Genomic DNA, 24,094 nt, shown 5'->3' on the forward strand with positions numbered 1-24,094 from the left:
GGTCATGGCTTGGGAATGCGCAGGGTCTTGCTGATCATCAGCGACCCGGACAACGCGAACAGCAGCACCAACGGATGCAGCTGCCAAGGGCCAATCTGCCACTGGCCCAGCCACAGGTCGTGGCCGATGGCATCGGTGCCGGCGGCGATCGCCAGCACGATCACCAGCGCCAGGCTGGTGGGAATCGGCGTTCCCTCGAAGTACTTCACCTTGCCTTCGTCACCGCTCATCGCTTCGGCGGTTACGTTGTAACGGGCCAGGCGGCTGACGCCGCAGCAGACGAAGTAGCTCAGCACCAGCCAGTCCCAGCCCCCCTGCATGCCACAGGCATAGGCCAGCGCTGCGGGTGCGACCCCGAAGGAAATGACGTCCGACAGCGAGTCGAGCTCGCGGCCCAGGGTCGAACTGGATTTGCGCCAGCGCGCGATGCGGCCGTCCAGTGCGTCAAAAATGAAAGCCAGCGGGATCAGCGCCATGCCGAACAGCAGGTAGCCGCGCTCGCCATCCTGCAGGAAACGCATTGCGGCAAACACCGCGCCGGTGCCGCAGAAAGCGTTGGCGAGGGTGAACCAGTCCGCCAGATGGAACTCGCGCAGCATCGAGAAGTGACGTTTCATGAAGTCTCACGGGGCATCAAGGCCCACAGGGTACCGCGAGCGCCGCCACCGGCAACAGCGTGGGCTGCCCCTGTCCTTCACCCGTCACTCACCGATCCTCACCGGCGGTGAATTTTTCGCCACCCATCTTGACAGCCTAGGGGGGTGGCGCCTGTCAGCGCTTATCCACAAAGTTGCCCACGCGTAATCCACACCCCCTGTGGACAACTGGTTCTCACCGACTGCGACGCTGGACATTTCCTCATCACCACAAGCCGGGGTTTCCCTACTTCCCAAGCCGATCCGCCAGCGCTATGGTCTGCGGCGGACCCGCCGCCGCCACGTCCGACTCCTTACCGACGGACGATGTTGATGCTGGATGCACGCACCCTGGCCGCGCAGTTGCGGCAGCCCCATGGCGAGGCCGCGCTGGCCGTGGGCGAATCGATGAACCGCAGCAACGGCGCCCTCAACCAGGCGGCTATCGCATTGCTGGCCGTCGCTGCCGGAGAGCAGGTGCTGGAAATCGGTCCAGGCAACGCCGCCTTTGCGCCGCTGCTGCTGCAGGCCAGTGGCAGTCGCTACGTGGGTGTCGAGCTGTCCAGTGCCATGGTCGCCGCCGGCAACCAGCACCTTGCCGCCAGCGGCCTGGCTGGCCGTGCCGCGCTGCGCGAGGGTGATGCCCATGCCCTGCCCCTGGCTGATGCCAGCGTCGATGCTGCGCTGGCGGTCAACACCCTGTACTTCTGGCCGAACCTGGCCCCGGTACTGGATGAACTGGCACGGGTGCTGCATCGCAGCGGCCGGCTATGCCTGGCCTTCGGCGATGCCGGATTCATGCGCAGCCTGCCCTTTGCCGCCGACTTTGAGCTGCATGAGCTGGACGCAGTGGAGCTGGCGCTGCGGGTGTCCGGCTTCACCGTCACGGCATGGCGCTCGCATCGCGAATGCACGGCCGGCAATGACGGCCAGCAGCGGGAAAAGCACTTCCACCTGCTGCTGGCGCGCCGGCGCTGAAGCTCTCCCCGCCGGGCATGGCCCGGCGCTACCGAGGCTGCGCCGGATGGTAGCGCCGGACCATGTCCGGCGAGCGCAGCGGCCCCCGGAATGCCTCAAAGCCGGCTGAAGGACCAGCTCTGCATGCGTCCATCCCGGTATGGCATCACTCCGTGGAACGGCCGCGGATCGGCATCGAACACCAGCGGCAGGAAGTTGCGGTCGCCCTCCCACATCGGCAGCTGGTCGAGCTTGTCCACGTCCACCCACTCCAGGGTGCCCTCGTGATTGCCGCCGTGCGGGGCACCCTCGAAGCTGTCGATGACGAACACGAAACCGAACCAGTCTTCACCGTGCTTGCCGAAACCCGGCCAGCTGATGGTGCCGCGCAGGCGCATGGCCGTGCAGTCGATACCGGCTTCCTCGGAGATTTCGCGGCGCATGCCGGCGGCGATGTCCTCGGTCGGCTCGACCTTGCCGCCCAGGCCGTTGTACTTGCCCAGATGGTGGTCGCCCGGCCGGGTATTGCGGTGGATCATCAGCACCTGGCGGCCATCGGGCGAGAGCACATAGCCCAGGGTGGCGACGATCGGGGTATACGGCATGTGCGGGTCCGGCGGCGGGTCAGCCGTGGATTATGGCCGATCAACGCACCAGCGACAGGCGACGGTAGCCCTCACCCACGGTGTTGCCGTCTGGATCACGGCGCAGGGTGGCCACGCCATGGCCGCGTTCGGCCAGGTATTCCAGCCATTTGCCGAGGAAGGTGTTCATCCGCATGCGATGGCTGATCAGCTCGGCCGGCGGTGGGTACAGGCCCATCGTGTCCTGCCAGCGGCGGCCGACGTAGCAGTGGGTGGTCTCGGCCTGGCGCGCGTCCCGGTACAGGCGGACGAAGGCCGATGGGTCCGGTTCACCGGTCACCGGGTCGGCCAGGTCATAGGTCAGGCGCAGCTCGACCGTGTAGCGGTGGCACTCGATCACGTCCAGGCGCACGTCCAGGCCATCGCCCACCGAAGAGACATAGCTTCCCGCCACCAACTCGGCTGGCGCGAACAGGCGCACCAGGTGACGGTAGTTCTCTGCGTACAGCCCCATGAGCCAGCTCAGCCGGCTCAGGCGGGGAATGCGCTCGGTACGGGGCAATGCTCGGGCCATGGGTTGATCCTACACGTTGGCCCTTCAACGTGGGGACTGATCGGCCCCGGCCAAAGGGGCCCTGTATCGACCAACGGTCGATACCCACCGCGCAGGTAGACCACGACCGTGGGTCGTAGCGCACCCGTCAACCGCGCAGGTGGGCCACGACTGTGGGTCGTAGCGCACCCGTCAACCGCGCAGGTGGGCCACGACCGTTGGTCGTGGCGCCCCGTCAATACAGCTCGCGCTGCAGCCCCAGCGTGCCGAGCACCTTGCTGGAGATCTCCTCGATCGAGGTATGGGTGGTGCTGAGGGTCGGGATGCGTTCCATCTGGAACATGACCTCCGCCGCAGCCACCTCGCGCTTGCAGGTGTCCAGGTTGGCGTAGCGCGAATTGGGCCGGCGCTCCTGGCGGATCTGCTGCAGGCGGTCCGGGTCGATGGTCAGGCCGAACAGCTTGCGCCGGTAGTTGCGCAGGCGGGGCGGCAGGCGGTCGCTCTCCAGATCCTCGTCGGTCAACGGGTAGTTGGCCGCGCGCACCCCGTAATGCAGGGCCAGGTAGATGCAGGTAGGCGTCTTGCCCGCCCGCGACACCGCCACCAGGATCACGTCGGCATCGTCGTAGTTCACCGCGATGCCATCGTCGTGGGTCAGCGCGAAGTTCATCGCGTTGATGCGCCGGTGGTAGGTGTCGAAGTCGACCATGCCGTGGGCCTGGCCGACCCGGTTCAGGCGCGAACTGGACAGTTCGCGCTCCAGCGGCTCGATGAACGGGGCGAACACATCCAGCATCAGCGCCCCGCTTTCGGCCAGGATCAGGCTCAGGCTCTGGTCCACGCAGGAGTTCACCACGATCGGCCGGACTTGGTAGCGCTCCCCCGCCGCCTGGATCCGGGCACAGGCTTCGCGGGCTTTTTCGGGGTCATCGACAAATGACATCCGGTCGGTAATGAAGCTGAACCCGGAGAACTGGGTCAGCAGGCTATGCCCAATGGTTTCAGCGGTGATACCGGTTCCATCGGAAACGTAGAACACCGGACGGATGGTCGACATGCGCGCATTTACCCCCTACGAAGCCTAAAAGGGCCGCCAACACAAGCTTGTGCCGACGGTGGTCTGCCCGGCATCATATCGGCTTCTTCCTACGGACGCGGCCATCAAAGCCCGCCTCGGGCGATGGCCAAACGGAGCATCGCGCTTGAACGAGAACATCCTGTGGTTGCACGAACTGCGTCTGGCCGACCTGGCCCGCGTAGGCGGCAAGAATTCCTCGCTGGGCGAGATGATCGGCAACCTTGCCGGTCTGGGCGTCTCCGTTCCAGGGGGCTACGCGACCACGTCTGAAGCCTTCAAGGACTTCATCGCGCACAACGACCTGTCCAAGCGTATCTTCGACAAGCTGGCCACGCTGGACGTCGAGGACGTCAACGCGTTGACCGCAGCCGGCAAGGAAATCCGCGGCTGGGTGATCGATGCACCGCTGCAGCCGCAGCTGGACCAGGACATCCGCACTGCCTACGCCAAGCTGAGCGCCGACAACGGCGGCGGCGACGTGGCCGTGGCCGTGCGTTCCTCGGCCACCGCCGAAGATCTGCCCGATGCCTCCTTCGCCGGACAGCAGGAAACCTTCCTCAACGTCACCGGTGCCGACGATGTCGTGCACAAGGTCAAGGAAGTGTTCGCCTCGCTGTACAACGACCGTGCCATCGCTTACCGCGTGCACCACGGCTTCAAGCACGAGGACGTGTTCCTGTCCGCAGGCGTGCAGCTGATGGTGCGTTCGGGCGTGGGCGCGTCCGGCGTGCTGTTCACCCTGGACACCGAGTCCGGCTTCCGCGACGTGGTGTTCGTCACCTCCTCGTTCGGCCTGGGCGAAATGGTCGTGCAGGGCGCGGTCAACCCCGACGAGTTCTACGTCTACAAGCCCACCCTGCAGGCCGGCAAGCCGGCGATCCTGCGCCGCTCGCTCGGCAGCAAGGCGATCCGCATGGTGTACTCGGATGTCCCCGGCGAGCGCGTCAGGATCGAGGACACCCCGGCCGAACTGCGCACCACCTTCTCGATCAACGATGAAGACGTAGCCGAACTGTCGCGCCAGGCGCTGACCATCGAAAAGCACTACGGCCGCCCGATGGACATCGAGTGGGCCAAGGATGGTGTCAGCGGCAAGCTGTTCATCGTGCAGGCGCGCCCGGAGACCGTGAAGTCGCGCAGCCATGCCACCCAGATCGAGCGTTTCGCGCTGACCGAGAAGGGCGGCAACGTTCTCGCCGAAGGCCGTGCCGTGGGCGCCAAGATCGGTGCCGGCGTGGCGCGTGTGGTGAAAACGCTTGAAGACATGAACCGCGTACAGCCGGGCGACGTGCTGATCGCCGACATGACCGATCCCGATTGGGAGCCGGTGATGAAGCGTGCCTCGGCGATCGTCACCAACCGCGGCGGCCGTACCTGCCACGCGGCGATCATCGCGCGCGAGCTGGGCGTGCCGGCCGTGGTCGGTTCGGGCAACGCCACCAAGGTCATCGAGGATGGCCAGCTGGTCACCGTCAGCTGCGCTGAAGGCGATACCGGCTTCATCTACGAAGGCAAGCTCGGCTTCGAGCGCACCACCACCGATCTGGGCAACATGCCGCCGGCACCGTTGAAGATCATGATGAACGTGGCCAACCCGGAACGTGCCTTCGACTTCGGCCAGCTGCCGAACGCGGGCATCGGCCTGGCGCGTCTGGAAATGATCATCGCCAGCCACATCGGCATCCACCCCAACGCGCTGCTGGAATACGACCGCCAGGATGCGGCGACGAAGAAGAAGATCGACGAGAAGATCGCCGGTTATTCCGACCCGGTCGGCTTCTACGTGGACCGTCTGGCCGAAGGCATCGCCACCCTGACCGCCTCGGTCGCGCCAAACCCGGTGATCGTGCGACTGTCGGACTTCAAGTCCAACGAGTACGCCAACCTGATCGGCGGCAGCAACTACGAGCCGCACGAAGAGAATCCGATGATCGGCTTCCGCGGCGCCAGCCGTTACGTCGATCCGAGCTTCTCGGCCGCCTTCGCGCTGGAGTGCAAGGCGGTGCTGCGCGTGCGCAACGAGATGGGCCTGGACAACCTGTGGGTCATGATCCCGTTCGTGCGCACCCTGGAAGAAGGCCGCAAGGTCGTCCAGGTGCTCGAACAGAATGGCCTCAAGCAGGGCGAGAACGGCCTGAAGATCATCATGATGTGCGAAGTGCCGTCCAACGCACTGCTCGCCGATGAGTTCCTGGAGATCTTCGATGGCTTCTCGATCGGGTCCAACGACCTGACCCAGCTGACCCTCGGCCTGGACCGCGATTCGTCGATCGTGGCGCACCTGTTCGATGAGCGGAACCCGGCGGTGAAGAAGCTGCTGTCGATGGCGATCAAGTCGGCACGTGCCAAGGGCAAGTACGTCGGCATCTGCGGCCAGGGCCCGTCCGATCATCCGGATCTGGCCGAATGGCTGATGCAGGAAGGCATCGAGTCGGTGTCGTTGAATCCGGATACCGTGGTCGATACCTGGTTGCGCTTGGCCAAGTTGAAGGCCAAAGGTTGACCTGTTGACGTGTGATGGCTGACGTCGCTTTCATCGACGCCTGCCCATACTGAAGCTGCACGCAAGCCCCGCCTCTGCGGGGCTTGCTGTTTCTGGCGTCCGCGTACGCCATGTTCCCGTCGCACCTGTTCCCGTTGCAAAGGAGTCCGCATGATCGCCGCTGCCCCACCCTCCCCCGCCACGACCTCCTGGTTCCGCTCACTCGACTGGGAACGCCTGCTGGAGACCTACGGCGTGCCGTTGCTGGCCGCGATCGTGGTGCTGCTGGTCGGCATGTGGCTGGCACGACGGCTGTCCAATGCCATGCCTCGCGCCACCTCGCGCATGGGCGTGGACCCGATGCTGGGCAGCTTCCTGCGCAACGTGGTCTACGCGGCCTCGCTGGTGATCGTGGTGATCCTGGCCATCGGCACGCTGGGCGTGCAGATCACTCCGCTGCTGGCCGTGCTCGGTACCGCCGGCCTCGCCGTTGGCCTGGCGCTGAAGGATTCGCTGTCGAACATTGCTTCGGGCGTGATGCTGGTGACCCTGCGTCCGTTCCGCGTGGGTGATGTGGTCACCATCGCCGGGCAGACCGGCACGGTACGCGAGGTACGCATTTTCCAGACCGTGATCACCGGCGCGGACAACCAGCACACCACCATTCCGAACACGCTGATCACCGCCGCACCGATCATCAACCTCACCGCAGAGCCCACCCGCCGCGTCGAGCTGGTGGTGGGCATCGGTTACGAAGACAACATCCAGTTGGCGCGTGATACCGCACTGGCGCTGATGAAGGCCGACCCGCGCGTGCTGCAGACGCCGGCACCGGATGTGGTGGTGTACGAGCTGGGTGCGCACGCGATCAATCTGGGCATCCGCTGCTACGTGAAGTCGGCCGATCACTTCGGCACCAAGGTCACCCTGCTCGAACAGATCAAGCTGGGCTACGACAAGGCCGGCATCAACATCCCGTATCCGCAGCAGGACATGCACCTGTACCTGCATGGCAAGGATGGCGGCGTGGTCGAGGCCGACGCACTGGTGCGCGACAAGCCCTGATCGGCAGTGCGGACAACGGTCGGCACCCATCCGCCGTCATCGGTAGCGCCGGGCCATGCCCGGCGGGCGCTGCTTCAGGCCTCGACTGCCTCTTCCAGCACCGGATAGTCGGTGAATCCCGCCGCGCCACCACCGAAGTACGTCGCGCGATCGGGCGAATTCAACACCGCGCCGCTGCGCAGGCGCTCGGGCAGATCGGGATTGGCGATGAACGGCCGACCGAAGCCGATCAGGTCCGCCCAGCCTTCCTCCAGCGCCTGCGCGGCACGCTCGGCGGTGTACTTGCCGGCGTAGATCAACGTGCCCGGATAGATCATCCGCAGCGCCTGCTTGAACGCGACCGGCATCAACGGGGCATCCTCCCAGTCGGCCTCGGCGATGTGCAGGTAACCCACACCCAGCTCGCCCAGCAGGTGCGCGGCAGCCAGATAGGTCGCCTGCGGCGTGTCATCCACCGCCCCCTGCAGCGTGGTCAGCGGCGCCAGACGCACGCCGACTCGCTCGCCGCCAGCGACATCGACCACCGCCTGCACCACCTCGCGCAGGAAGCGCAGGCGATTGCGCAGCGCGCCGCCATAGCCGTCGGTACGCTGGTTGGCCTGCGAGTCGATGAACTGGTTGATCAGGTAGCCGTTCGCGCCGTGCAGCTCGACGCCATCGAATCCGGCAGCCAGTGCATTGCGGGTGGCCTGCGCATAGTCGGCCACGATGCCCGGAATCTCGTCCTCGCCCAGCGCGCGCGGCATGGAGTGCTGGATCATTTCGCCCACGCCCGATTCCGGACCGGCGCCGGTCGGGTCGACGAAGACCTTCACCCCTTCGGCCAGCAGTGCCGAGGAAGAGACCGGCGCCGCGCCGTCCGGTTGCAGGGCCACATGGGAGACACGGCCGACATGCCAGAGCTGGGCGTAGATGCGCCCACCCGCCGCGTGCACAGCATTGGTAACCCTGCGCCAGCCCTGCACCTGTTCGTCGCTGTGGATGCCCGGGGTCCATGCATAGCCCTGGCCCTGCGGGCTGATCTGGGTGCCTTCGCTGACGATCAGCCCGGCACCAGCGCGCTGGGCGTAGTACTCGGCCATCTGCACGGTGGCGACATTGCCGGCCGCCGCACGCGAGCGGGTCATCGGTGGCATCACGATACGGTTGGGCAGCGTCAGCGCGCCCAGGCGGTGGGAGGTGAACAACATGGCGGCACTCTCTTGCGGGGGATTGCCGGCAAGGATGGGGATGGCGCTGCGCGCGCAACAGGTGCGTCCACGCAAAACAGTTGTGCCTGGCAGGCAAGGGCCAGAGCCCTTCCCTGCGGCGGTCGGGGTCGGATCCCTTTCCGCAGGAAAGGGCTCCGACCCCATCGTTACAACGTCGGCTCGATCAACGCCCCGCCGTGTGCGATGCGGTCGTAGCAAGTGCGCACGACCTCTTCGCCGTACTTCAGCTCCAGCCGGCGCACGATGAAATGGCCACGGGCCATGTCCTGGTAGTAGTCGGTGAACATGGTGTTGAGCGTCGCGCCGGCTGCCGCACCGACGATCGGCACCGCCTGCGCGGCAAACTTCTCGGTGACCACCACGCCGAAACGGGCGGCGACCTTTTCCACCAGCTTGGCCAGCAGCTTGCCGGCTTCCTTCGGCGCCACGCCCAGGGTCAGGTCACGTCCGGTCACCACGCGCCCGGCCAGTTCGGCCGAGAGGTGGCGCATGACATCGGTGGTGAAACCACGGGCGAGGTAGTAGCCGGTCTCGCTGGCATCGTCGCGCGGCGAATTGCCGCCCAGTGCGAATACCTCCAGGCAGGCCTGGCGGGTGCTGAACTGCGATAGATCGAAGCCTTCGCTGCGGGCAACGTCGGCTACCGCGCGCATCATGATCGTGGTCGACACCGGCAGCTCGATGAACAGCGCAGCGAAACCGAACGCCCCACCCACCGCGCCGGACGTCGCCGCCGCCAGCTTGTGCCAACGTGTCGAGGCGCCCTTGCCAGGAGTGTTGTCCATGCTCCACAGCGCGGCCTGCACCGATTTGGACAACGCCGCCTGCACCGCACCGTGGATGCGGTTGGACACCGAGGTGGGAAGCACCTTCACCGCGAACTCCAGCGGCGTCCCGACCAGGTTGGCCATGCGCGCGGTGATCGTGGGGGCTTCCAGCAGTGCTACCGCCCGCTGCAGGTCAGACCAGTCACCAGCGTCGTGGGCGATATCGCGGGGCAGCAGGATGGGCTCGTTCATGCGGCCGATCTTAGCGCCAGGGAGTTGAACGCAGGGTGGTGCCGGCCGCTGGACGACAACCCTGCGCCGCCGGCGGGGATCAGGCGATTGCCGGCCAGCGGCCGGCACTGCCCCTCACGGGCTCGGCAGCCCCGACAGCGCGCCCATGAACTGGCGGTAGTGGCGCAGCTCGTTGATCGAATCGTGCACATCGCTCAGTGCGGTGTGGTTGCTGTTCTTGCCCACGCCCGCAGCCACGCTTGGCGCCCAGCGCTTGGCCAGTTCCTTCACCGTGGACACGTCGAGGTTGCGGTAGTGGAAGTACTTTTCCAGCCGCGGCATCTGCCGGTGCAGGAAGCGGCGGTCCTGGCAGATGGAGTTACCCGACATCGGTGACACGCCGGCCGGAATCCACTGCGCCAGGAAGGCCACGGTCTGCGCTTCGGCCTGGCCAAGCGTGGTGGTGCTGTCGATGACGCGCTGCCACAGGCCCGAACGACGATGCTGGTTGCGGTTCCACTCGTCCATCGCTTCCAGCGTTTCCAGGGGATGATGGATGGCGAACTCCGGGCCCTCGGCCAGCACGTTGAGCTGGGCATCGGTGACCACGGTGGCGATCTCGATGATCGAATCGTTGTCGGTATCCAACCCGGTCATTTCCAGGTCGATCCAGATCAGCCGCTCGTTGGCCGCGCCGTTCTCTGCCATCGTGTCGCCTCGTTGCTGGGCAGGCACGAGGCCGGCCGGTAATGGAAAGTGGCGGCCATCATACCCTTTCGCCACTCAGCCCTCGCCAGCGTGGTCCTCCAGCAGCAGCGGCGGCTTGCCACGCTTGGCCCTGAAGTAGTTGGTCAGCCGGTTGCCCGCTTCCTTGGCCAGCACGCCGGCATGGACCTCCACCCGGTGATTGTGGCGGGCATCAGCGACCAGATCGAACACGCTGCCGCAGGCGCCGGTCTTGGGGTCGCTGGCACCGTAGACCAGGCGCGCGACGCGTGCGTGCACGATCGCCATCGCACACATCGCGCAAGGCTCCAGGGTGACATACAGCGTGCTGCCGATCAGGCGGTGATTGGCCAGCATCCGCCCACCCTCGCGCATGGCCACGATCTCGGCATGCGCGCTGGGATCGTGCGAGGCAATGTTGAGGTTCCAGCCCTCGCCCAGCAGCTGACCGTCGGCACCCACCAGCACCGCACCGACCGGGATCTCGTCAAACTCGCGTTGCGCACGTTCGGCCAATGCCAATGCGTGGCGCATCCAGTTCTCGTCGACGTCGTGCACCGGCACGCCCAAGGCATCAGTCATGGCGTTTCTCGGATTCAAGGAATGAGCGCGCGCGTAGTGTAACGCAGGCCTTTTGGCGCTTCCGCTGCGCGGATGCGAAGCGCCGCACCGGCAAACGCTGCATCGCCGCTTGATCTGCTGTGAAGACTCCTTCACGCTACGACCGCGTTTTCGTCATCTGACGACTGTGCACTGCTGCTTGCTGGCAGCGATTTCACCTTTCGATCTCTACAGGGGGTAGTTTTGAACGCAGTTGCAGAAACCACCGTGCAGGCCAGTCCTGCCGGAAAAGCCGCATGGATCACGCTGGCGATCGCTTGGCTGTGCTTCCTCGTCCCGTTCCCCGGCCTGGGCCTGTTCCTGGGCTGGCCGCTGAACCTGGTGGCCTTCATCCTCGCCATCGTCGCGATGGCCAAGGGCGGCGCCATGAAGGGCCTGTTCCAGCTGCTGGGCTCGATCATCGTTTCGCCGATCGTGTACTTCGTCGGCCTGGCGATCTTTGCCGGCACCGTGAGCGGCATCAGCGCGCAGAGCAAGGGCCAGTACGATGCGGCCGTTGCTGAAGCCAGCGTCTCGTCCGCCGCCGCGGAGGCAGACGCTGCCGCCAAGGCTGCAGAACCGGCAGCCACCGCCGTCACCAACGATGCCGCTGCGGCCTCCGCCTCGGCTGTGGAAGTGACCGCCACCACGATGTTCAGCGACTACCAGGACAACGAGATCGCTGCCGATGGCAAGTACAAGGGCAAGGCGCTGCTGGTTTCCGGCACGGTCGACTCGATCAGCTCGGACTTCATGGACAAGCCCGTCGTGCAGCTGAGCGCCAAGCCGTTCGGCTTCGTACAGGCCAGCGACCTGCCCAAGGACGTGGCTGCCAGCCTGAAGAAGGGCCAGAAGGTCACGCTGGCCTGCACCGGCAATGGCGAAGTCATCGGCTTCCCGGCACTGTCCGGCTGCACCGTGCAGTAAGGCGCAGCGAACGGTGACATCCAAGGCCCCGCTTCGGCGGGGCTTTCTGTTTGCGGGTGTCGCATCGGTACAATCCGGGTACTGCAAAGCACCTTGGCCGATCCCATGACCACCCTGCGCCCTTCCCGCACCACCGATGGCGACGCTCTCGTCGATCTCTGGCGCCGGGCCGTCGACGCCACCCATGATTTCCTCAGTACCGAAGACCGTCAGGCTATCGACGCTGAAGTTGCCGGCTTCCTGCCACAGGCCCCGATGGTCGTGGCCGTCGGCGACCAGGACCAGCCGCAGGGTTTCATGCTGATCGACGGCTCGCACATGGAAGCGTTGTTCATCGATCCCGACGTGCGCGGAACCGGTATCGGCCGCCAGCTGCTGCAGCATGCGCTGGCACTGCAGCCGCAACTGACCACCGACGTCAACGCGCAGAATGCGCAGGCCGTGGGCTTCTATCGGCGCATGGGTTTCATCGAAACCGGACGCTCGCCGGTGGATTCGCAGGGTCGTCCGTATCCCCTCATCCACCTGCGCCATCCAGGCTGACCGGCGGTTGGAACGCCGGCCGTTCCCCGATCAGGTAACCACGTCGAACGCCGGCGAGTAACGCACCTCCCCCTGTGCCATCGGTGGCTGCAGGCACAGGGCCTGGAAATACGCCGCCGGCACGCCGGGTAGTACCAGATCCGGCACGGCACGGAAGCCGAAGCGCCCGTAGTAGGCCGGCTCGCCCAACAGCACGCAGCCCCGCGCGCCCTTCTTGCGCAGAGCCTCGATCGCGGCCCGCATCAATGCCGTGCCCACGCCGCGCCCCTGCTGCTGCGGCAGAACCGAAATCGGCCCGAGCCCGAACCAGCCTTGGCTGCCGTCCTGCACGCTGACCGGGGACAGCGCGACATGACCCACCAGTTGGCCCGCATCCTCTGCCACCAGCGAGATGCTCAACTCGCCGCGCTCACGCAATGCGTCGACGATGTGGTGTTCGGTGTGGCTGCTGTGCGGCGCGTTGCGGAAGGCCGCCTCGGTCAGGAAGTGGATTCCAGCAGCGTCTGCGGGCAGTTCAGGGCGGATGGAGAGCATCGTCGGCACGTCGTCGGAACGGAGTAAGCACCTTGATCATGCCGCATCGAGGAAGCAACGGCCCGCGCCTGATGCCCGTACTCCACGCGTGAAATCCGGATACGAATCACAGTTCGCTGCATCCAAGCCAGTTTGATAGCGTCAAAATTTCGACTATTTCACTTTTCTGCCGCGAGAATCGCGCAATCTAGCCTTCCCGGGTCCGGGATCGTGGTCACCAAGGAAAGGAGACATGCCGTGATTGCCCGTCTTTCCTCGCCAGTGCGGCGCGCACCTTCGTCGCCTGCAGCGTGCCCCGTCGCGAACGCGCTCACTTTTCCGACGGGAGGCTGACGGTGCGCCGCACATCCCTCCCGTGTCTTGCCTTGCTTCTATTGATTGCCTGCAGCCCGGAGACCGCCATGAACCAGGAACTTGCTTCCGCCGAGTCCGACGTCGCCCAGGGAGGACGTGGCCTGGCCAAGCTCAACCCCTCACCGCGCAAGGCCTATGAACTGGTACTGCGCCTGCACAACCCGCCGGGCAGCTTTGCCGTGGTCGAAGGCGTTGCCCAGTACGATGTCAGCAACGAAGCGCAGTGCGGGTACATCGAGCCCGCCACCGGCGCTCCCGCCCGCATCACCAGCCAGGAGCCGGTGACGCTGCGCAGGGTCACCGATAACGAGTACCGCGGCACCGTCTACCTGGACCGCATGCTCGACGAGGACTACTACGGCCGCGGCGTCTGCCATTGGGCCTTCAGTGGCGCCGGCGCGATGCTGAAGGCGACCGGCGCCGATGGCGAGACGCGCTTCCTGTCCTTCATCGAGGCCGATCCGTTCGTCAAAGGCCAGAGTGAGACGCGCCATTATCCGCAGGGCGACTACCCACGCGTGGCGGACCTGCCCGACTACGGCGCTACCGGCCAGAAGGACGCCAGCCGGTTCCGCCCGGAACTGCAGGACACGCTGTTCTCTGCCACCTTGACGGCCGATGAGGTGCAGCCGTGACCCTCGGCAGCCAGGACTACGCCGCGCTGTCCAACGATGCCTATCGCGACCTGAAAGTCGGTCGCCGCGCCCCCGGACAGGAAGAGCATGTCTCCCTCAACGGGCATGACTACAAGGTGCTCGAGCACGTCAGCAACCGCTTCAATGGCTATCAAGGCACGATCTACCAGCGCGTGGACACGCAGGAGATCGTGGTCTCCCATCGCGGCACCGAGCAGATCGCCCGCGATGGCCTCCTCGCCGATGGCGGCATGGTGGTCGCCCGCTACAACGTGCAGGCCGCCGATGCGCTGGCACTGACCCAGCGCGCCCTCGCCTACGCTGCCAAGGAAGGACGCGACCTCGGCCAGGCACCTGAGGTCACCGTCACCGGGCATTCGCTGGGCGGCGCGCTGGCCCAGATCAGTGCGCACCACTACAACTTGAAGGGCGAGACCTTCAACGCCTATGGCGCGGCCAGTCTTGGCTACCGCATTCCCGAAGGCGGCACCAGCGTTGTCAACCACGTCATGGCAGCCGACCCGGTCAGCGCCGCTTCGCCGCACTTCGGCCAGGTGCGCGTGTACGCCACGCCCCAGGAGATCGACACGCTGGGCGACTGGGGCTTCAGCAACAGCCGCCTGCGCATCCTGATTCCCGACAGCGCGCTGGGCGCGGCCGCCAACTCCTTCGGTTCGCACAAGCTGGTCAATTTCCTCGGCGAAGACTCGGTGCTGGGCAGGCCGGAGACGCAGGCCTTGGCACGCGACAACATCAAGATGATCGACGAGTACCGGGACAAGATGGAACTGCTGCGCAGTGGCGTCACCACCGGTACGCGCGGCCTGCCGGGCGGCGTCAAGGATCTCTTCGACCATCTGCGCGGCCCCCTGGAACCGGGCGAACCCGCGCGCCGTGAAGCCGAACGGCAGGGGCGCCCGATCGGCATGCTGCGCATCGACGACGCCGGCCACGTCGGCAACCCCTTGTTCAATGATGCCCTGCGCGGCGTGCACGCACAGGACACCCGCGTCGGCCGCACACCCGATGGCATGAGCGCGCAACTGGCAGGCTCGCTGGCTGCGGAAATGCATGCCGCCGGCGGACAGCGGATCGACGAGGTACTGATGAGTGCCGACGCGTCACGCAGCTTCGCCCTGCAGGGTGAGGGCGGCGACCCCGGCCATCTGCGCGTGTCCGTCGACACCACCCGCGCGATGAACACGCCGTTGGAGCAGAGCAGCCAGCGCATCGAGCAGCAGGCTGCCGGCCAAGCCCTGGCACGCGAGCAGCAGCTGGAACAGACCCAGGCGACCCAACGCAGCCTGCACGCCTGAGACGCTTGCTGGAATGAAAACGGGAGCCGGCACTGCCGGCTCCCGTCATTTCCGCGGTCGATCAGGGGCTGGAAACCGCCGAGTTTGCCGCCGGCCCTGCCAGCACATACGCATCTGGGCCGGAGTCCGGGAAGCCGCCACAGGCCTTGTCGCCCGGCGCCACCGGATCACACGGCCACTGCGCGCGCGTCACAGTATCGCGCAGCTCGAAGCGGGTGCCGTTCCAGACCACGAAGGACAGATGCTCGCGGTTCCAGTCACTGAAGCTGTGCGGGCCGGTCTTCTGCGGTGATTCCGGGTACTGCACGAACCAACGCATGGCCGGCCCGTACTGCAACTTGCTGTGGTCCAGGCTGATCTTGCCTTCGCGGGTGCGGTGACGGGCACGATCGGCCTCGGCGATCGACGGTGCCGCCGGCATTGCCATTGCAGTGATGTCCTGCGGGACGCCATCGCTGCCCACCTGGTACACGCGCTGGCGTACGTAGGCCTGCCCGCAACTGCCGGCTGCGAGTCGGACGGGCTCTGCGGTGTTCTCGTTTGGCAGTGCGCCATCGGCACAGTCGAACGGCGCCGAGACCAGGTAGGTGGCCGTCGACGCATCCGCGCCTTCAAACGAGCGGACCCAGATGTCTCCCAGGCGGGCGATGAAGTCCGGGCGCTGGCCCATACCGGCCACGGCCTTGAACCACGCCTTCTGGCGCACTTCGCGCTCGCGCCAGCTGCGCGGCAGGTGGATGTCCTGCTCAGGCAAGGCCACCAGCAGCGCCGCCAGGTGCGGCGGCAACGCGCCCTGGCAGGCGCCGATCATCAGATCGCCCTGCGGCGCCAGGCGACCGGCAAGATCGACCGGGCAGCGCGCACCGAGCTGGCGCTCGGCGGCCTGGTCTGGTGCCAACGGGATGATCGGCGGTGCGATGGGAGCCGGGGCGGACGGCGGGACCGGCACAGAGGCTGGTGCGGTGTCGGGCGCCGGTGCGATGGCGGCAACGGGGGCCCGCACCTGCGCGGGAGCCGGTGGTGGAGCTGCGACAGGGGCCGTTGCGACAGGGGCAGCATTGGTGGAGGCAACGTCGGCCGGCGGTGCCATCGGTGCTGCCGCAGGTGCCGGTGCACTCGCGGGTTCAGCGGCGACAGGTTCCGGAGCGACGCCCGTCGCCGGTTGCGGCTGCGGTGCGGGTTCGGGTGCGGGCGGCATGGACGGCACAGGTGCAGCAACCACGGCAGGCACCGGATCAACTGCGGCGACGGGAGCCGGTGCAGCTACGGCATCAGTTGCGGTGTTAGCGGGCGTCTGCGCGTCCGCCGCGGCCACCACCGGTGCTGGCACCGCCTCCTCGACGGCGGGAGCCGCCGGGGCGTCCGGTGCCTGCTGTGCGTGGGCCATGGCGGCAGCCAGTCCCAGCGGCAGCAGCCACAGTACCGGAGCGCGACCACGCTGGGCCGCTTGGGAACGCAGGAAAGTGTTTCGCATGTTGTGTCCTTACAAAGAGATCCATGTAGGCACCCGAGGGTGCTCGGTGTCGTGCGATGGGCCCGCCGGTCTCCGACCTGCCGGGCGGTGCCCAGATTACAGCGATCGCGGGCGGTTCTGCTCCTGCTCGCGGGTGACCGAAACGGTCTGTTCCTGGCGGGAAGAGGCTTCGGCCGCCAACTGCTGGCTGCTCTGCTCGAGCGGCAGCTGGGCAGCGGCCTCACGCTGCACCATCGAGCGCTGCATCGCCGGGTCCCCCATGACGCCCTGCACCGCAAACAGCGCCCTGCCGTCGGTACCGGCCACCACGTGATCGATACGGCTCATCCCTGCCTTCTGTGCGCTCAACGCCAAGGCTCCGGCCGTATTGTCCAGTTCCTGCTGGCTGCGCAGGCCACTCTGCGGCCCCATCTTCTGCAGATGGCCCCGCGCGTCGGTGAACAGCCGGTTGCCGGCATGGGCCGGATCGGACATGTCGCGCGCGCGCTCAGGCAACTGTGCAGGTTCGCCCACTTCGCCGCGGGCAAGCCGGTCCATCACGTCCGGGGTCAGCTTCTGCTGCCACGCCTCGAAACGCTTGAGCCGGTCCTCCACCCCGTTGACGGCACCGTTGATGGCGTACGTCGCCTCGCGCACGTCCTCGCGCGCGTGTTCCGGCACACGGTTCTGCCACTGCCACACCGCGATGCGACCTGCGTGTTCCGGCTGCGATGCCAGCTCGGGCTGGTTGACAAGGTCCAGATCCAGCGCAGTGCCGGCGCGCTCGTAGCTTTCCTTGCCGGTCAGCGGCAGATAACCGCGCCCGTGGTACTTGAGCGCATCTCCGGGCGCGTCGTTGCCCATCCGGCCGCCATACATCAGCTCGGCCAGATCCTCCGGACGCCCTCGCAGGGCTTCCTGGCGCGCGGACTCCAGCGCCTCGGTGCCATTGCGCCACGCCGCTTCGACCGGGATCTGCGAGATGCCCCGGGTATAGTTGAAACTCTCGTTGAGCCGGCTCAGGCCGCGCGACTCGTGCCCTGCCTGGGCCATGAAATTGGCCAGTTCAAGGGGGGAGTCGATGCCGGCTTTCGTCGCCTGCCGCAGCAGTTGCGACTCTCTATCGGTCGACACAGTGCAACTCCTGGATGTTCATCAACGCGGATTCCTTTCCGCCGGTTGGAGCTTGGCTCATGGAAGCGACACCTCGGCGACACTGGACGGATCGAAGTCCTCGAACCGCACCCTGCCCAGTTCCGCCACCGAGAAATCCCGGATGTTGGTCGCCTCGGTCTCGATATCCACGACCTTGCGTCTCACCCCATCCACCCAGCACGCCTTGTCCGCCGATGCGTAACGGAACCGATACGTGCTGCTCCAGCGCTCGCGGCTGCCGCCGTTGGTGATCACGCTGAAGGTATCTTCCTCAACCATTGCATACGCAAAAGGGTCGCCAGCCAGGCCACCGCGGGTGGAACACGGCACCAGCTTGTCGTTGCGCGCGGCCAGCTGCCAGCGCCCGCGCCCGTCACCGCGCAGCAACAGCAGCACCCGGTTTGGTCCGTGCTGGCCGGGCACCAGCCCTTCCGGCGTCGGCTGGTCGATGACCAGCAGCTGGTACTCGATGCCATCGCCGTTGAGCTCGCCCCTGACGGCTTCCAGCAGGTTCGCACCGGACGGAACGAATGCCAGGGCATCGTCCATGTGTGCGCCAAACCTGTCGTCCATCCCCTCCCACTCCTTCAATGTCGTCTTGCCGATGCCCGCGTTGATGACAGGCACGGTTGCGTTGCCCGGCCGCGCCGGTCACCCTGCAGATGCGGATGATAGCTCCGGGAGCACCGTGGCAGCGATGGTGGCAAGCGTCACCCGTCGGACGGGCAGACAGGGTCCTCATGGACGGAAAAGCTCCTGCAATCGGTAGCGCCGAAGCGTCATTTTTCTGACGCCGGGAGAGCTTAGCGCGAGGAGGTCTATTGCGTCGAAGAGCAGGAAAAGCGAAAAGCGGAATTGATCACAAAAAAAATGGGCTAAGCGTGAACGGTGCCTTACCTGATGAACAGACGCGCCGTGCAGACCGTGGTGGCAATCCTGCACTGATCCTGTGACATCTGCTTCCATGCCGCCTTCGCGCTGCATTGCAGCAGGGCGACAACGACCGCGCGCTGCTCCGGAATGACAGCGACAACGCTGGCGGTTTCATTGAACCGCCCCGCGCGGGATGTTGCACGCAGGGTCCGTGATGCTCGCCGGATGGCCGCGCAGCCCGGCACGCCCTGGCCACCTATTGGATACCTGCCCGGCGTGCGATTGCCTTCCGCCAAGACAGGAAAAGGCAGCAGGCCTGCAATCCACAGAAGTCACGGCTAGAAACGTGTTGGATTCGTCTCATGGCTTTCCTGCCTCCTGACAGCCTCAGGCCGTGGCCGTGGCCGTGGCCGACAATCGCGGTCAGCGCAATTGCTGCGCGCAGGTAGCCCCTTGGGTGGCGTAGTCACGGATGTAGCCGTCCATCGTCAGCACCGTGATATCGCAGCGATTGTTCACGTCACTGACGACATGCCCGTATACGTTCAACCCCTGAACGCGCTCACCACGATGGAGGTACAAGGTGCGCGATCCATCAGACCCGTTCTCCACGCGGTCCGGCGTTCCCCATGTCCGCACGAACTCCTGCTCGGTCTTGCCGATCCACATGTCCATGAGGTTGTTGCGACCCACACGGTTGGCTGCACGAACCGACTCATCCAGCACGCGGGTCGTTTCCCGCTGGCCGCGTGCCAGGTTTGCTTCCAGGTTACGCTCAATACGGTCCAGCTCGGCGTCGGTCGGCCGATAGGTGAACGCCGGACGCGTGCCGTCCTTCCAGAGGTTCCCCCAGACAAAATTCGCGGGTGATTGGCCGACGTCACCGATGGGCAGGAAGCCCCGCTTCATCATTTCCGCGGGCACTTTGGCCTCGGGGTCAGGTCCAACGAGACAGGCAAACCGCACCAGTTGCACCTGCCACGGCTCGACCGCCTCGCTGGTCGGATCGAATCTCTCCGGTGGAACATCCTCGATTGCACGGTCGCGCCATTGCACCAGACTCATCTTCATGGCCACAGTGTTACGCGCACAGTTCACCGAGTACTTCCTGATCAGTCGATTCGGCTTGGTCGCGTTCTCGTAAACCGTATTGACCTGGATCTCGTATACCGGATCCGGGCCAGCAACGCGCTCGCCGGGCTTTGGCGGCTTCTTCCGGCGCAATTGCTTCAGGTACGCGTTCTGCTCTTCCTGCGTGGCGGTCTGCAGGAAAGCCATCAGGTCCGAGCGGCTGCTGAGCGTTTGCGCATCCACCACCCACGCCTCGCGATTGGGCTTGTCGCCACCGGCGAAAATGACCCAGCTATCGGCGGCGTGTGCTGACGAACCGAGCACCAGTCCGCCGAACAGCATCACTACACGGAAGGGATTCTGCATGATTCGTTCCTTCGAATGGTGTGGAGACTAACGCGGATGGTGCTTCCCAGCACAGCCAACCGTGTCACTTTGACTGATGTGATCACGATATGTCCATGGCGAAAGATCTTGCGTTGACTGAGTCCTGTTCCTAAGCAGTCGTCCCGGAGCAAGTGTCCGAAGTACCCGTAGATCGCAAAACGACGCCGGCGCTGCTGGAAGAATGGCTTGGCACTCTCCAAAAGAAACGCAGTGACCTGAGGCCTGTGTTGCGTTGGACGGCCTAAAATGACTCATACACTGGCTTGGTACAGTCCTCGTATGCCACCTGACAGGACTTTCCATCGGTATCAACGCACGACTGCTGAGCCAGTTTCCGAGCCTCGGCCGGCTCTTTGGCGCTGGCTAGACCGGCGCGAGAAGCGCCACCCTGACTATTGGGAACCAACCATGCGACGCACTGATTCCGATACGTAAAGATAACCCTGCAGTCTGAAGCTCCGCGCCTGCTGCAATCCGCCAAGGCCATCTGCTCGGCGCTCTCCTTGCTTGGTCGACCACTTGCAACGCCCGCGTCTGCGGTTGCATTGGAAGAGGCAATCCCCCCACGTCTTATGCCATTTTCCAGCGGGCTCCGGCTCGCGGGCAGCACCACCAGCTCTCTGGAATGGAGCACATCCGCCCCCCCCTTGATCGCCGATTGGATACTGGCCCGTGGGGCATCGGCCCTCGGCATTGACATTACCGATAACCACGAGCACGGCAAACACCATCGTTAAAGCCAAAAAGATTGAAGTCCCGCTCAGAGGCTTGAAGTCGCCATTGCCAAGACTCTCGCAACATCGCTGTTGATCACTCTCTGGCCTGATGCTCCGCGTCCGCCATCCTCCTTGAAGCCCGCCGCAGTGCTTCAAGCGACACCGAAAGAACCGAAGGCAAGACGATACGCCAGATCAGCCCTCCTGAAAGAAGGGCTTGGTGCAGTCCGAGTGTACAAACGTACACTCCTGGCTTCCCGACTTCCGACAATCCTGCGTCGCCCTCTCTAGAGCTTGTTCCTTAGTAGCGCCCGCATTGAACATCGTTCCGTTGTCAGGTCGGCCAGTCCTGATGGACGCATAGCACTGATTGTAATAGGTGTACAACACCTTGCAGTCAGTCGCCCCCCAGTGACCGCACCGCTCGATCGCCTGACGCTCGGCCGAGGCCTTGGCCTGATGGCCAGTGGATGCACCCGCATCGCCATTCATGGACCCCGCAACGGCTCCCCACGTTTTTACCCAGTGCCCGGGATTCTCCTCAGGTGCGCTCTGGCCCGCACCGGGGATGGGAGCGCAGCCGCCTACTCCCTGATCGCCGATCGGATACTGGCCCGGCGGGCAGCGGCCTTCTGCTGCTGCAGAATTGATGTATGCAGAGCCCATCAGCATGAAAGACAAGCAAAGACACTTCAGAAAACCGTTGGCACTCATCGTCAGTCTAGCCTCTAATTGCCTTGATTCGAGTTCGCTGCACCAAGTTGACCAGGTGTGGCTCCCGTCGAACCACCCGTGCCGTCAAACACTCGGCCCAAACTGTTCTGAGGATTATCAGCGCTGTGGCCCGACGCCGCCTCTGGGGCCGCAGGCGGCGGAGCCGACATACCCGGCGGACGACCATCGGCACTCGGCGAGGCGCTGGCGCCGCCACCTATCTGCGAATATGCCATGAAGGTGCCCAGCGTGCCTTGGAAGAACATCGCCGCCATTGGGGGCACAATCAGGATCCAAGGTCGTCAAGATCAGACCAATGCCACCCTGCTGCATCGCCTGGCTGGACAAGCCGCTCTCAGACGCAGGGCCAAGAATCAGCTTCGCACCTGCCGATTCCAGCCAGAAGGCTTTGGCCACGCGGAACACCATGGCCAAGGCGATACCTGTCAACGCAGCCAGGACTGCCATGGAGAACAGCGCACCTTTGCCATGGAACAGCCGTCGCTGGAACAGCTACTTCGTCTGCTCCAACAACAAACCGAGGATGAACAATGGGCCAAGGCCAATGAAAAGCGCGATTGCTATCTCATACAACAGCAGCATTGAGCCTGCTGTGACGGCCGGACCTACGGCACCCAGCCCCATACATCACATGCCCCGCGCCTTCTGCCCCGTCGATGCCGGCCACGGCGGCGCTTCAAAAAACTTCCAGATTAGATGCCAACTCCATGACGGAGGCAACACGAAGTCGGCACCTACACGGTAACGGCCAACCTCGCAAAAATGCATTGCGTCATTGACCCACCTTCAATAGGACTGATAAATGGGCTCGCTGCATTCGGAATAAACTACCCGACAGTTGAGCCCACCTTTAGCTTCACACCGTTCCAATACCATCTTCTTCGACTGCTCAATTGTCGGAGAACCTGCGAAGCTCGTCCCACCTTCGCCGGCACCTGGTACAGCCGCTGCCGCGCATTGGTGCTTGTACGTAAAGGAGGCTGCACAAGCTCGGCCGCCACTGTTTGCACAAACTGCTATAGCGTCCCGTACCGCTTCGGACTTGCTCAACCTCCCTGCGGCTGCACCGGAAGCGCCATCAGGAGAAAGCGAGATGGCGCCCCAAGTTTTTATCCATTTACCACTGGGGCGAGCCGGAGCGGCCACCCCACCGCCACTTGGAATTGGCGCGCAGCCCTGAACACCTTGACCGCCTATCGGATACTGCCCCTGAGGACAACCGCCCTCTGCCTTTACCAATGTTGGGCACGACAAAGTCACCATCGCCAATACTGCATAAAGAACTGAGCACCGCAGAGAAAGCCTGGACATTCTTTACCTCAAGGTCAACATGACGGCTAACACGAAAGCTGAGCTTCAACTCGCGGATCCATACTTGCCAGTGGTCAGACCGTTGTTGGATGGGGGGGCAGAGGGAATGCTAGTCCCTGCCACTCTGGTCGAAGCATCTTGGCTACTGCTACCTGTCATCGCGGGCGCAGGTGCTGGATGACTACCCGGCGGACGACCATCAGCGCTTGGGGTAGCCGCCGCACCGCCGCCTATCTGCGAATATGCCATGAAGGTGCCCAAGGTGCCCTGGAAGAACACGGCAGCCATTGGGGGCGCAGTCAGGATCAGGGTCGTCAGGATCAGCCCCATGCCGCCCTGCTGCATCGCCTGGCTGGACAGGCCGTTCTCGAAAGCCGGGCCAAGAATCAGCTTCGCACCTGCAGATTCGAGCCAAAAGGCTTTGGCCACGCGGAACACCATGTCCAAGGCGATACCTGTCATTGCAGCCAGCACTGCCATAGAGAACAGCGTACCAATGCCATAGAACAGCCATCGCTGGAACAGTGACTTCGTCTGCTCGAACAACAAGCAGAGGATGAACAATGGGCCAAGGCCAATGAACAATGCAATGGCTATCTCATACAACAGCAGCATCGAGCCTGCTGTGATCGCCGGACCAGCGGTACCAAGTCCTACGAACAACATCGCCCGCGACTTCTCTTCGATCAGTTCCGGATCCGCCATGACGTCGATAGCGTCGATACTCGCCAACGCGACCTGAAGGTATGCCAGGTTGTCATCGATCTGCTCTTCCGGCGACTTGTTCGAGTCGGTCACCACATGGGTGATTTCATCTCGCACGGTCTTCGTCAGGAACGTATGGAGATTGGTGCCCAACATGCCCATGGTCGAGGCAACACTGATGATCAGGGCCGCGCGCGCCATGTTTGTCACCAGAATCATCATGGAATCGCGGCTGCGCCCGGTCACGATGCGGAAACCCTGGATCAGCACCCAGAGCGTCATCAGCGTGAGGGAAATACCAAGCACCCATGCCATCATGTTTTCCATGAGCTGGAGCCCGAAATCGCTGATTCGTTCCCGCAGGAAATTGAGAATCAGGCGAAAGAATACGAAGTCGCCGATTGACTGGACACGTGTGGCGAATCCAAGCAACTCATGCAGACCACCAGAAAATTCAAAGTTGGCGACCGATCTCATCATTGTCCACATT

At 64.6% G+C, this 24,094-nt stretch carries 25 protein-coding genes; 8 read left to right on the forward strand and 17 right to left on the reverse strand.

All coding sequences use genetic code 11. The features are described from left to right. Positions 1–2: 2 nt before the first annotated feature. On the reverse strand, positions 3–617 hold the full coding sequence (locus CR918_RS10800) for a CDP-alcohol phosphatidyltransferase family protein (RefSeq protein ID WP_025879258.1): 615 nt from the start codon (positions 615–617) through the stop codon (positions 3–5). A 345-nt stretch (positions 618–962) separates the two neighbouring features. On the opposite strand from CR918_RS10800, the gene CR918_RS10805 reads away from it, so the two are divergent. Further along, positions 963–1,613: a class I SAM-dependent methyltransferase gene (locus CR918_RS10805; RefSeq protein ID WP_099784601.1), complete on the forward strand. Its 651-nt coding sequence runs from the start codon at positions 963–965 to the stop codon at positions 1,611–1,613. 95 nt (positions 1,614–1,708) lie between these two features. On the opposite strand, the gene CR918_RS10810 is transcribed toward CR918_RS10805, so the two are convergent. From CR918_RS10810 to ppsR, 3 genes are all read right to left on the reverse strand, one after another. Further along, positions 1,709–2,197, reverse strand: coding sequence for an NUDIX hydrolase (locus tag CR918_RS10810; RefSeq protein ID WP_099842852.1), 489 nt, complete (start codon positions 2,195–2,197; stop codon positions 1,709–1,711). A 40-nt stretch (positions 2,198–2,237) separates the two neighbouring features. Beyond that, on the reverse strand, positions 2,238–2,750 hold the full coding sequence (locus tag CR918_RS10815) for a DUF1249 domain-containing protein (RefSeq protein WP_099842854.1): 513 nt from the start codon (positions 2,748–2,750) through the stop codon (positions 2,238–2,240). A 214-nt stretch (positions 2,751–2,964) separates the two neighbouring features. Beyond that, a complete protein-coding gene (gene ppsR / locus CR918_RS10820; protein ID WP_025879262.1) occupies positions 2,965–3,786 on the reverse strand; it encodes a posphoenolpyruvate synthetase regulatory kinase/phosphorylase PpsR in 822 nt (273 codons plus the stop codon). A 145-nt stretch (positions 3,787–3,931) separates the two neighbouring features. Here ppsR and ppsA point away from each other — a divergent pair, with 145 nt between their 5' ends. Both ppsA and CR918_RS10830 read left to right on the forward strand, forming a co-directional pair. Continuing rightward, positions 3,932–6,310, forward strand: coding sequence for a phosphoenolpyruvate synthase (ppsA, locus tag CR918_RS10825; RefSeq protein WP_025879263.1), 2,379 nt, complete (start codon positions 3,932–3,934; stop codon positions 6,308–6,310). Between the two features lie 150 nt (positions 6,311–6,460). Continuing rightward, positions 6,461–7,354 carry a mechanosensitive ion channel family protein gene (locus CR918_RS10830; RefSeq protein ID WP_025879264.1) on the forward strand — a complete coding sequence of 298 codons (894 nt, stop codon included), beginning with the start codon at positions 6,461–6,463 and terminating at the stop codon, positions 7,352–7,354. Between the two features lie 74 nt (positions 7,355–7,428). Here CR918_RS10830 and CR918_RS10835 read toward each other — a convergent pair whose 3' ends face one another. The 4 genes from CR918_RS10835 to tadA all read right to left on the reverse strand — a co-directional run bounded on the left by CR918_RS10835 (position 7,429) and on the right by tadA (position 10,871). Beyond that, complete coding sequence (locus CR918_RS10835; protein WP_099842856.1) at positions 7,429–8,544, reverse strand: alkene reductase; 1,116 nt, start codon at positions 8,542–8,544, stop codon at positions 7,429–7,431. Between the two features lie 167 nt (positions 8,545–8,711). Further along, on the reverse strand, positions 8,712–9,584 hold the full coding sequence (locus tag CR918_RS10840) for an EcsC family protein (RefSeq protein ID WP_099842858.1): 873 nt from the start codon (positions 9,582–9,584) through the stop codon (positions 8,712–8,714). Positions 9,585–9,698: 114 nt separating this feature from the next. Then, positions 9,699–10,271 carry an oligoribonuclease gene (gene orn, locus CR918_RS10845; RefSeq protein ID WP_025879267.1) on the reverse strand — a complete coding sequence of 191 codons (573 nt, stop codon included), beginning with the start codon at positions 10,269–10,271 and terminating at the stop codon, positions 9,699–9,701. Positions 10,272–10,346: 75 nt separating this feature from the next. Next, positions 10,347–10,871: a tRNA adenosine(34) deaminase TadA gene (tadA, locus tag CR918_RS10850; RefSeq protein ID WP_059064472.1), complete on the reverse strand. Its 525-nt coding sequence runs from the start codon at positions 10,869–10,871 to the stop codon at positions 10,347–10,349. A gap of 222 nt (positions 10,872–11,093) precedes the next feature. On the opposite strand from tadA, the gene CR918_RS10855 reads away from it, so the two are divergent. Then, positions 11,094–11,816, forward strand: coding sequence for an OB-fold protein (locus CR918_RS10855; RefSeq protein ID WP_025879269.1), 723 nt, complete (start codon positions 11,094–11,096; stop codon positions 11,814–11,816). 105 nt (positions 11,817–11,921) lie between these two features. Next, the gene (locus CR918_RS10860; protein WP_033831414.1) at positions 11,922–12,359 is read left to right on the forward strand and encodes an acetyltransferase; all 438 of its coding nucleotides are present in this window, start codon (positions 11,922–11,924) and stop codon (positions 12,357–12,359) included. Between the two features lie 30 nt (positions 12,360–12,389). Here the strand turns inward: CR918_RS10860 and CR918_RS10865 are convergent, their stop codons facing one another. Next, complete coding sequence (locus CR918_RS10865; RefSeq protein ID WP_099844342.1) at positions 12,390–12,893, reverse strand: GNAT family N-acetyltransferase; 504 nt, start codon at positions 12,891–12,893, stop codon at positions 12,390–12,392. 335 nt (positions 12,894–13,228) lie between these two features. Here CR918_RS10865 and CR918_RS10870 point away from each other — a divergent pair, with 335 nt between their 5' ends. Together CR918_RS10870 and CR918_RS10875 are read left to right on the forward strand one after the other, a co-directional pair. After that, positions 13,229–13,882: a hypothetical protein gene (locus CR918_RS10870; RefSeq protein ID WP_080148522.1), complete on the forward strand. Its 654-nt coding sequence runs from the start codon at positions 13,229–13,231 to the stop codon at positions 13,880–13,882. Beyond that, on the forward strand, positions 13,879–15,198 hold the full coding sequence (locus tag CR918_RS10875) for an XVIPCD domain-containing protein (protein ID WP_099842860.1): 1,320 nt from the start codon (positions 13,879–13,881) through the stop codon (positions 15,196–15,198). Before CR918_RS10870 ends, CR918_RS10875 begins: the two co-directional genes overlap by 4 nt. Positions 15,199–15,259: 61 nt before the next feature. Here CR918_RS10875 and CR918_RS10880 read toward each other — a convergent pair whose 3' ends face one another. From CR918_RS10880 to CR918_RS21420, 6 genes are all read right to left on the reverse strand, one after another. Next, complete coding sequence (locus tag CR918_RS10880) at positions 15,260–16,096, reverse strand: hypothetical protein (protein WP_243379071.1); 837 nt, start codon at positions 16,094–16,096, stop codon at positions 15,260–15,262. Between the two features lie 672 nt (positions 16,097–16,768). Then, on the reverse strand, positions 16,769–17,785 hold the full coding sequence (locus CR918_RS10885; RefSeq protein ID WP_099842862.1) for an XVIPCD domain-containing protein: 1,017 nt from the start codon (positions 17,783–17,785) through the stop codon (positions 16,769–16,771). Positions 17,786–17,842: 57 nt separating this feature from the next. Then, entirely contained in the window at positions 17,843–18,379 is a 537-nt protein-coding gene (locus tag CR918_RS10890) for a hypothetical protein (RefSeq protein WP_032952144.1), read from the reverse strand. 723 nt (positions 18,380–19,102) lie between these two features. Beyond that, positions 19,103–20,116: a hypothetical protein gene (locus tag CR918_RS10900; RefSeq protein ID WP_099842866.1), complete on the reverse strand. Its 1,014-nt coding sequence runs from the start codon at positions 20,114–20,116 to the stop codon at positions 19,103–19,105. A 262-nt stretch (positions 20,117–20,378) separates the two neighbouring features. Beyond that, positions 20,379–20,837: a DUF4189 domain-containing protein gene (locus tag CR918_RS21415; protein WP_099842868.1), complete on the reverse strand. Its 459-nt coding sequence runs from the start codon at positions 20,835–20,837 to the stop codon at positions 20,379–20,381. 211 nt (positions 20,838–21,048) lie between these two features. Beyond that, a complete protein-coding gene (locus tag CR918_RS21420; RefSeq protein WP_099842870.1) occupies positions 21,049–21,567 on the reverse strand; it encodes a DUF4189 domain-containing protein in 519 nt (172 codons plus the stop codon). A gap of 234 nt (positions 21,568–21,801) precedes the next feature. Between CR918_RS21420 and CR918_RS21425 the strand changes: the two genes are divergently transcribed. Further along, positions 21,802–22,173, forward strand: a complete 372-nt coding sequence (locus CR918_RS21425) for a hypothetical protein (protein WP_165780899.1) — start codon at positions 21,802–21,804, stop codon at positions 22,171–22,173. A 201-nt stretch (positions 22,174–22,374) separates the two neighbouring features. Here the strand turns inward: CR918_RS21425 and CR918_RS10920 are convergent, their stop codons facing one another. Together CR918_RS10920 and CR918_RS10925 are read right to left on the reverse strand one after the other, a co-directional pair. Further along, on the reverse strand, positions 22,375–22,899 hold the full coding sequence (locus CR918_RS10920) for a DUF4189 domain-containing protein (RefSeq protein ID WP_341476890.1): 525 nt from the start codon (positions 22,897–22,899) through the stop codon (positions 22,375–22,377). 45 nt (positions 22,900–22,944) lie between these two features. After that, positions 22,945–24,081 (reverse strand): TrbL/VirB6 family protein, encoded by a 1,137-nt coding sequence (locus CR918_RS10925; protein ID WP_415847028.1) that lies wholly within the window; start codon positions 24,079–24,081, stop codon positions 22,945–22,947. Positions 24,082–24,094 lie beyond the last annotated feature (13 nt).

Origin of the sequence: Stenotrophomonas indicatrix, assembly GCF_002750975.1 — a bacterium.
GTDB classification, from domain to species: Bacteria; Pseudomonadota; Gammaproteobacteria; order Xanthomonadales; family Xanthomonadaceae; genus Stenotrophomonas; species Stenotrophomonas indicatrix.

Coding starts and splice junctions, on each gene's coding strand:
- CR918_RS10800 (WP_025879258.1), bottom strand. CDS start 617: ATGAAACGTCACTTCTCGATGCTGCGCGAGTTCCATCTGGCGGACTGG.
- CR918_RS10805 (WP_099784601.1), top strand. CDS start 963: ATGTTGATGCTGGATGCACGCACCCTGGCCGCGCAGTTGCGGCAGCCC.
- CR918_RS10810 (WP_099842852.1), bottom strand. CDS start 2,197: ATGCCGTATACCCCGATCGTCGCCACCCTGGGCTATGTGCTCTCGCCC.
- CR918_RS10815 (WP_099842854.1), bottom strand. CDS start 2,750: ATGGCCCGAGCATTGCCCCGTACCGAGCGCATTCCCCGCCTGAGCCGG.
- ppsR (WP_025879262.1), bottom strand. CDS start 3,786: ATGTCGACCATCCGTCCGGTGTTCTACGTTTCCGATGGAACCGGTATC.
- CR918_RS10830 (WP_025879264.1), top strand. CDS start 6,461: ATGATCGCCGCTGCCCCACCCTCCCCCGCCACGACCTCCTGGTTCCGC.
- CR918_RS10835 (WP_099842856.1), bottom strand. CDS start 8,544: ATGTTGTTCACCTCCCACCGCCTGGGCGCGCTGACGCTGCCCAACCGT.
- CR918_RS10840 (WP_099842858.1), bottom strand. CDS start 9,584: ATGAACGAGCCCATCCTGCTGCCCCGCGATATCGCCCACGACGCTGGT.
- orn (WP_025879267.1), bottom strand. CDS start 10,271: ATGGCAGAGAACGGCGCGGCCAACGAGCGGCTGATCTGGATCGACCTG.
- tadA (WP_059064472.1), bottom strand. CDS start 10,871: ATGACTGATGCCTTGGGCGTGCCGGTGCACGACGTCGACGAGAACTGG.
- CR918_RS10860 (WP_033831414.1), top strand. CDS start 11,922: ATGACCACCCTGCGCCCTTCCCGCACCACCGATGGCGACGCTCTCGTC.
- CR918_RS10865 (WP_099844342.1), bottom strand. CDS start 12,893: ATGCTCTCCATCCGCCCTGAACTGCCCGCAGACGCTGCTGGAATCCAC.
- CR918_RS10890 (WP_032952144.1), bottom strand. CDS start 18,379: ATGGACGACAGGTTTGGCGCACACATGGACGATGCCCTGGCATTCGTT.
- CR918_RS10900 (WP_099842866.1), bottom strand. CDS start 20,116: ATGCAGAATCCCTTCCGTGTAGTGATGCTGTTCGGCGGACTGGTGCTC.
- CR918_RS21415 (WP_099842868.1), bottom strand. CDS start 20,837: ATGTCAATGCCGAGGGCCGATGCCCCACGGGCCAGTATCCAATCGGCG.
- CR918_RS21420 (WP_099842870.1), bottom strand. CDS start 21,567: ATGAGTGCCAACGGTTTTCTGAAGTGTCTTTGCTTGTCTTTCATGCTG.
- CR918_RS21425 (WP_165780899.1), top strand. CDS start 21,802: ATGAAGGTGCCCAGCGTGCCTTGGAAGAACATCGCCGCCATTGGGGGC.
- CR918_RS10920 (WP_341476890.1), bottom strand. CDS start 22,899: ATGTCCAGGCTTTCTCTGCGGTGCTCAGTTCTTTATGCAGTATTGGCG.
- CR918_RS10925 (WP_415847028.1), bottom strand. CDS start 24,081: ATGAGATCGGTCGCCAACTTTGAATTTTCTGGTGGTCTGCATGAGTTG.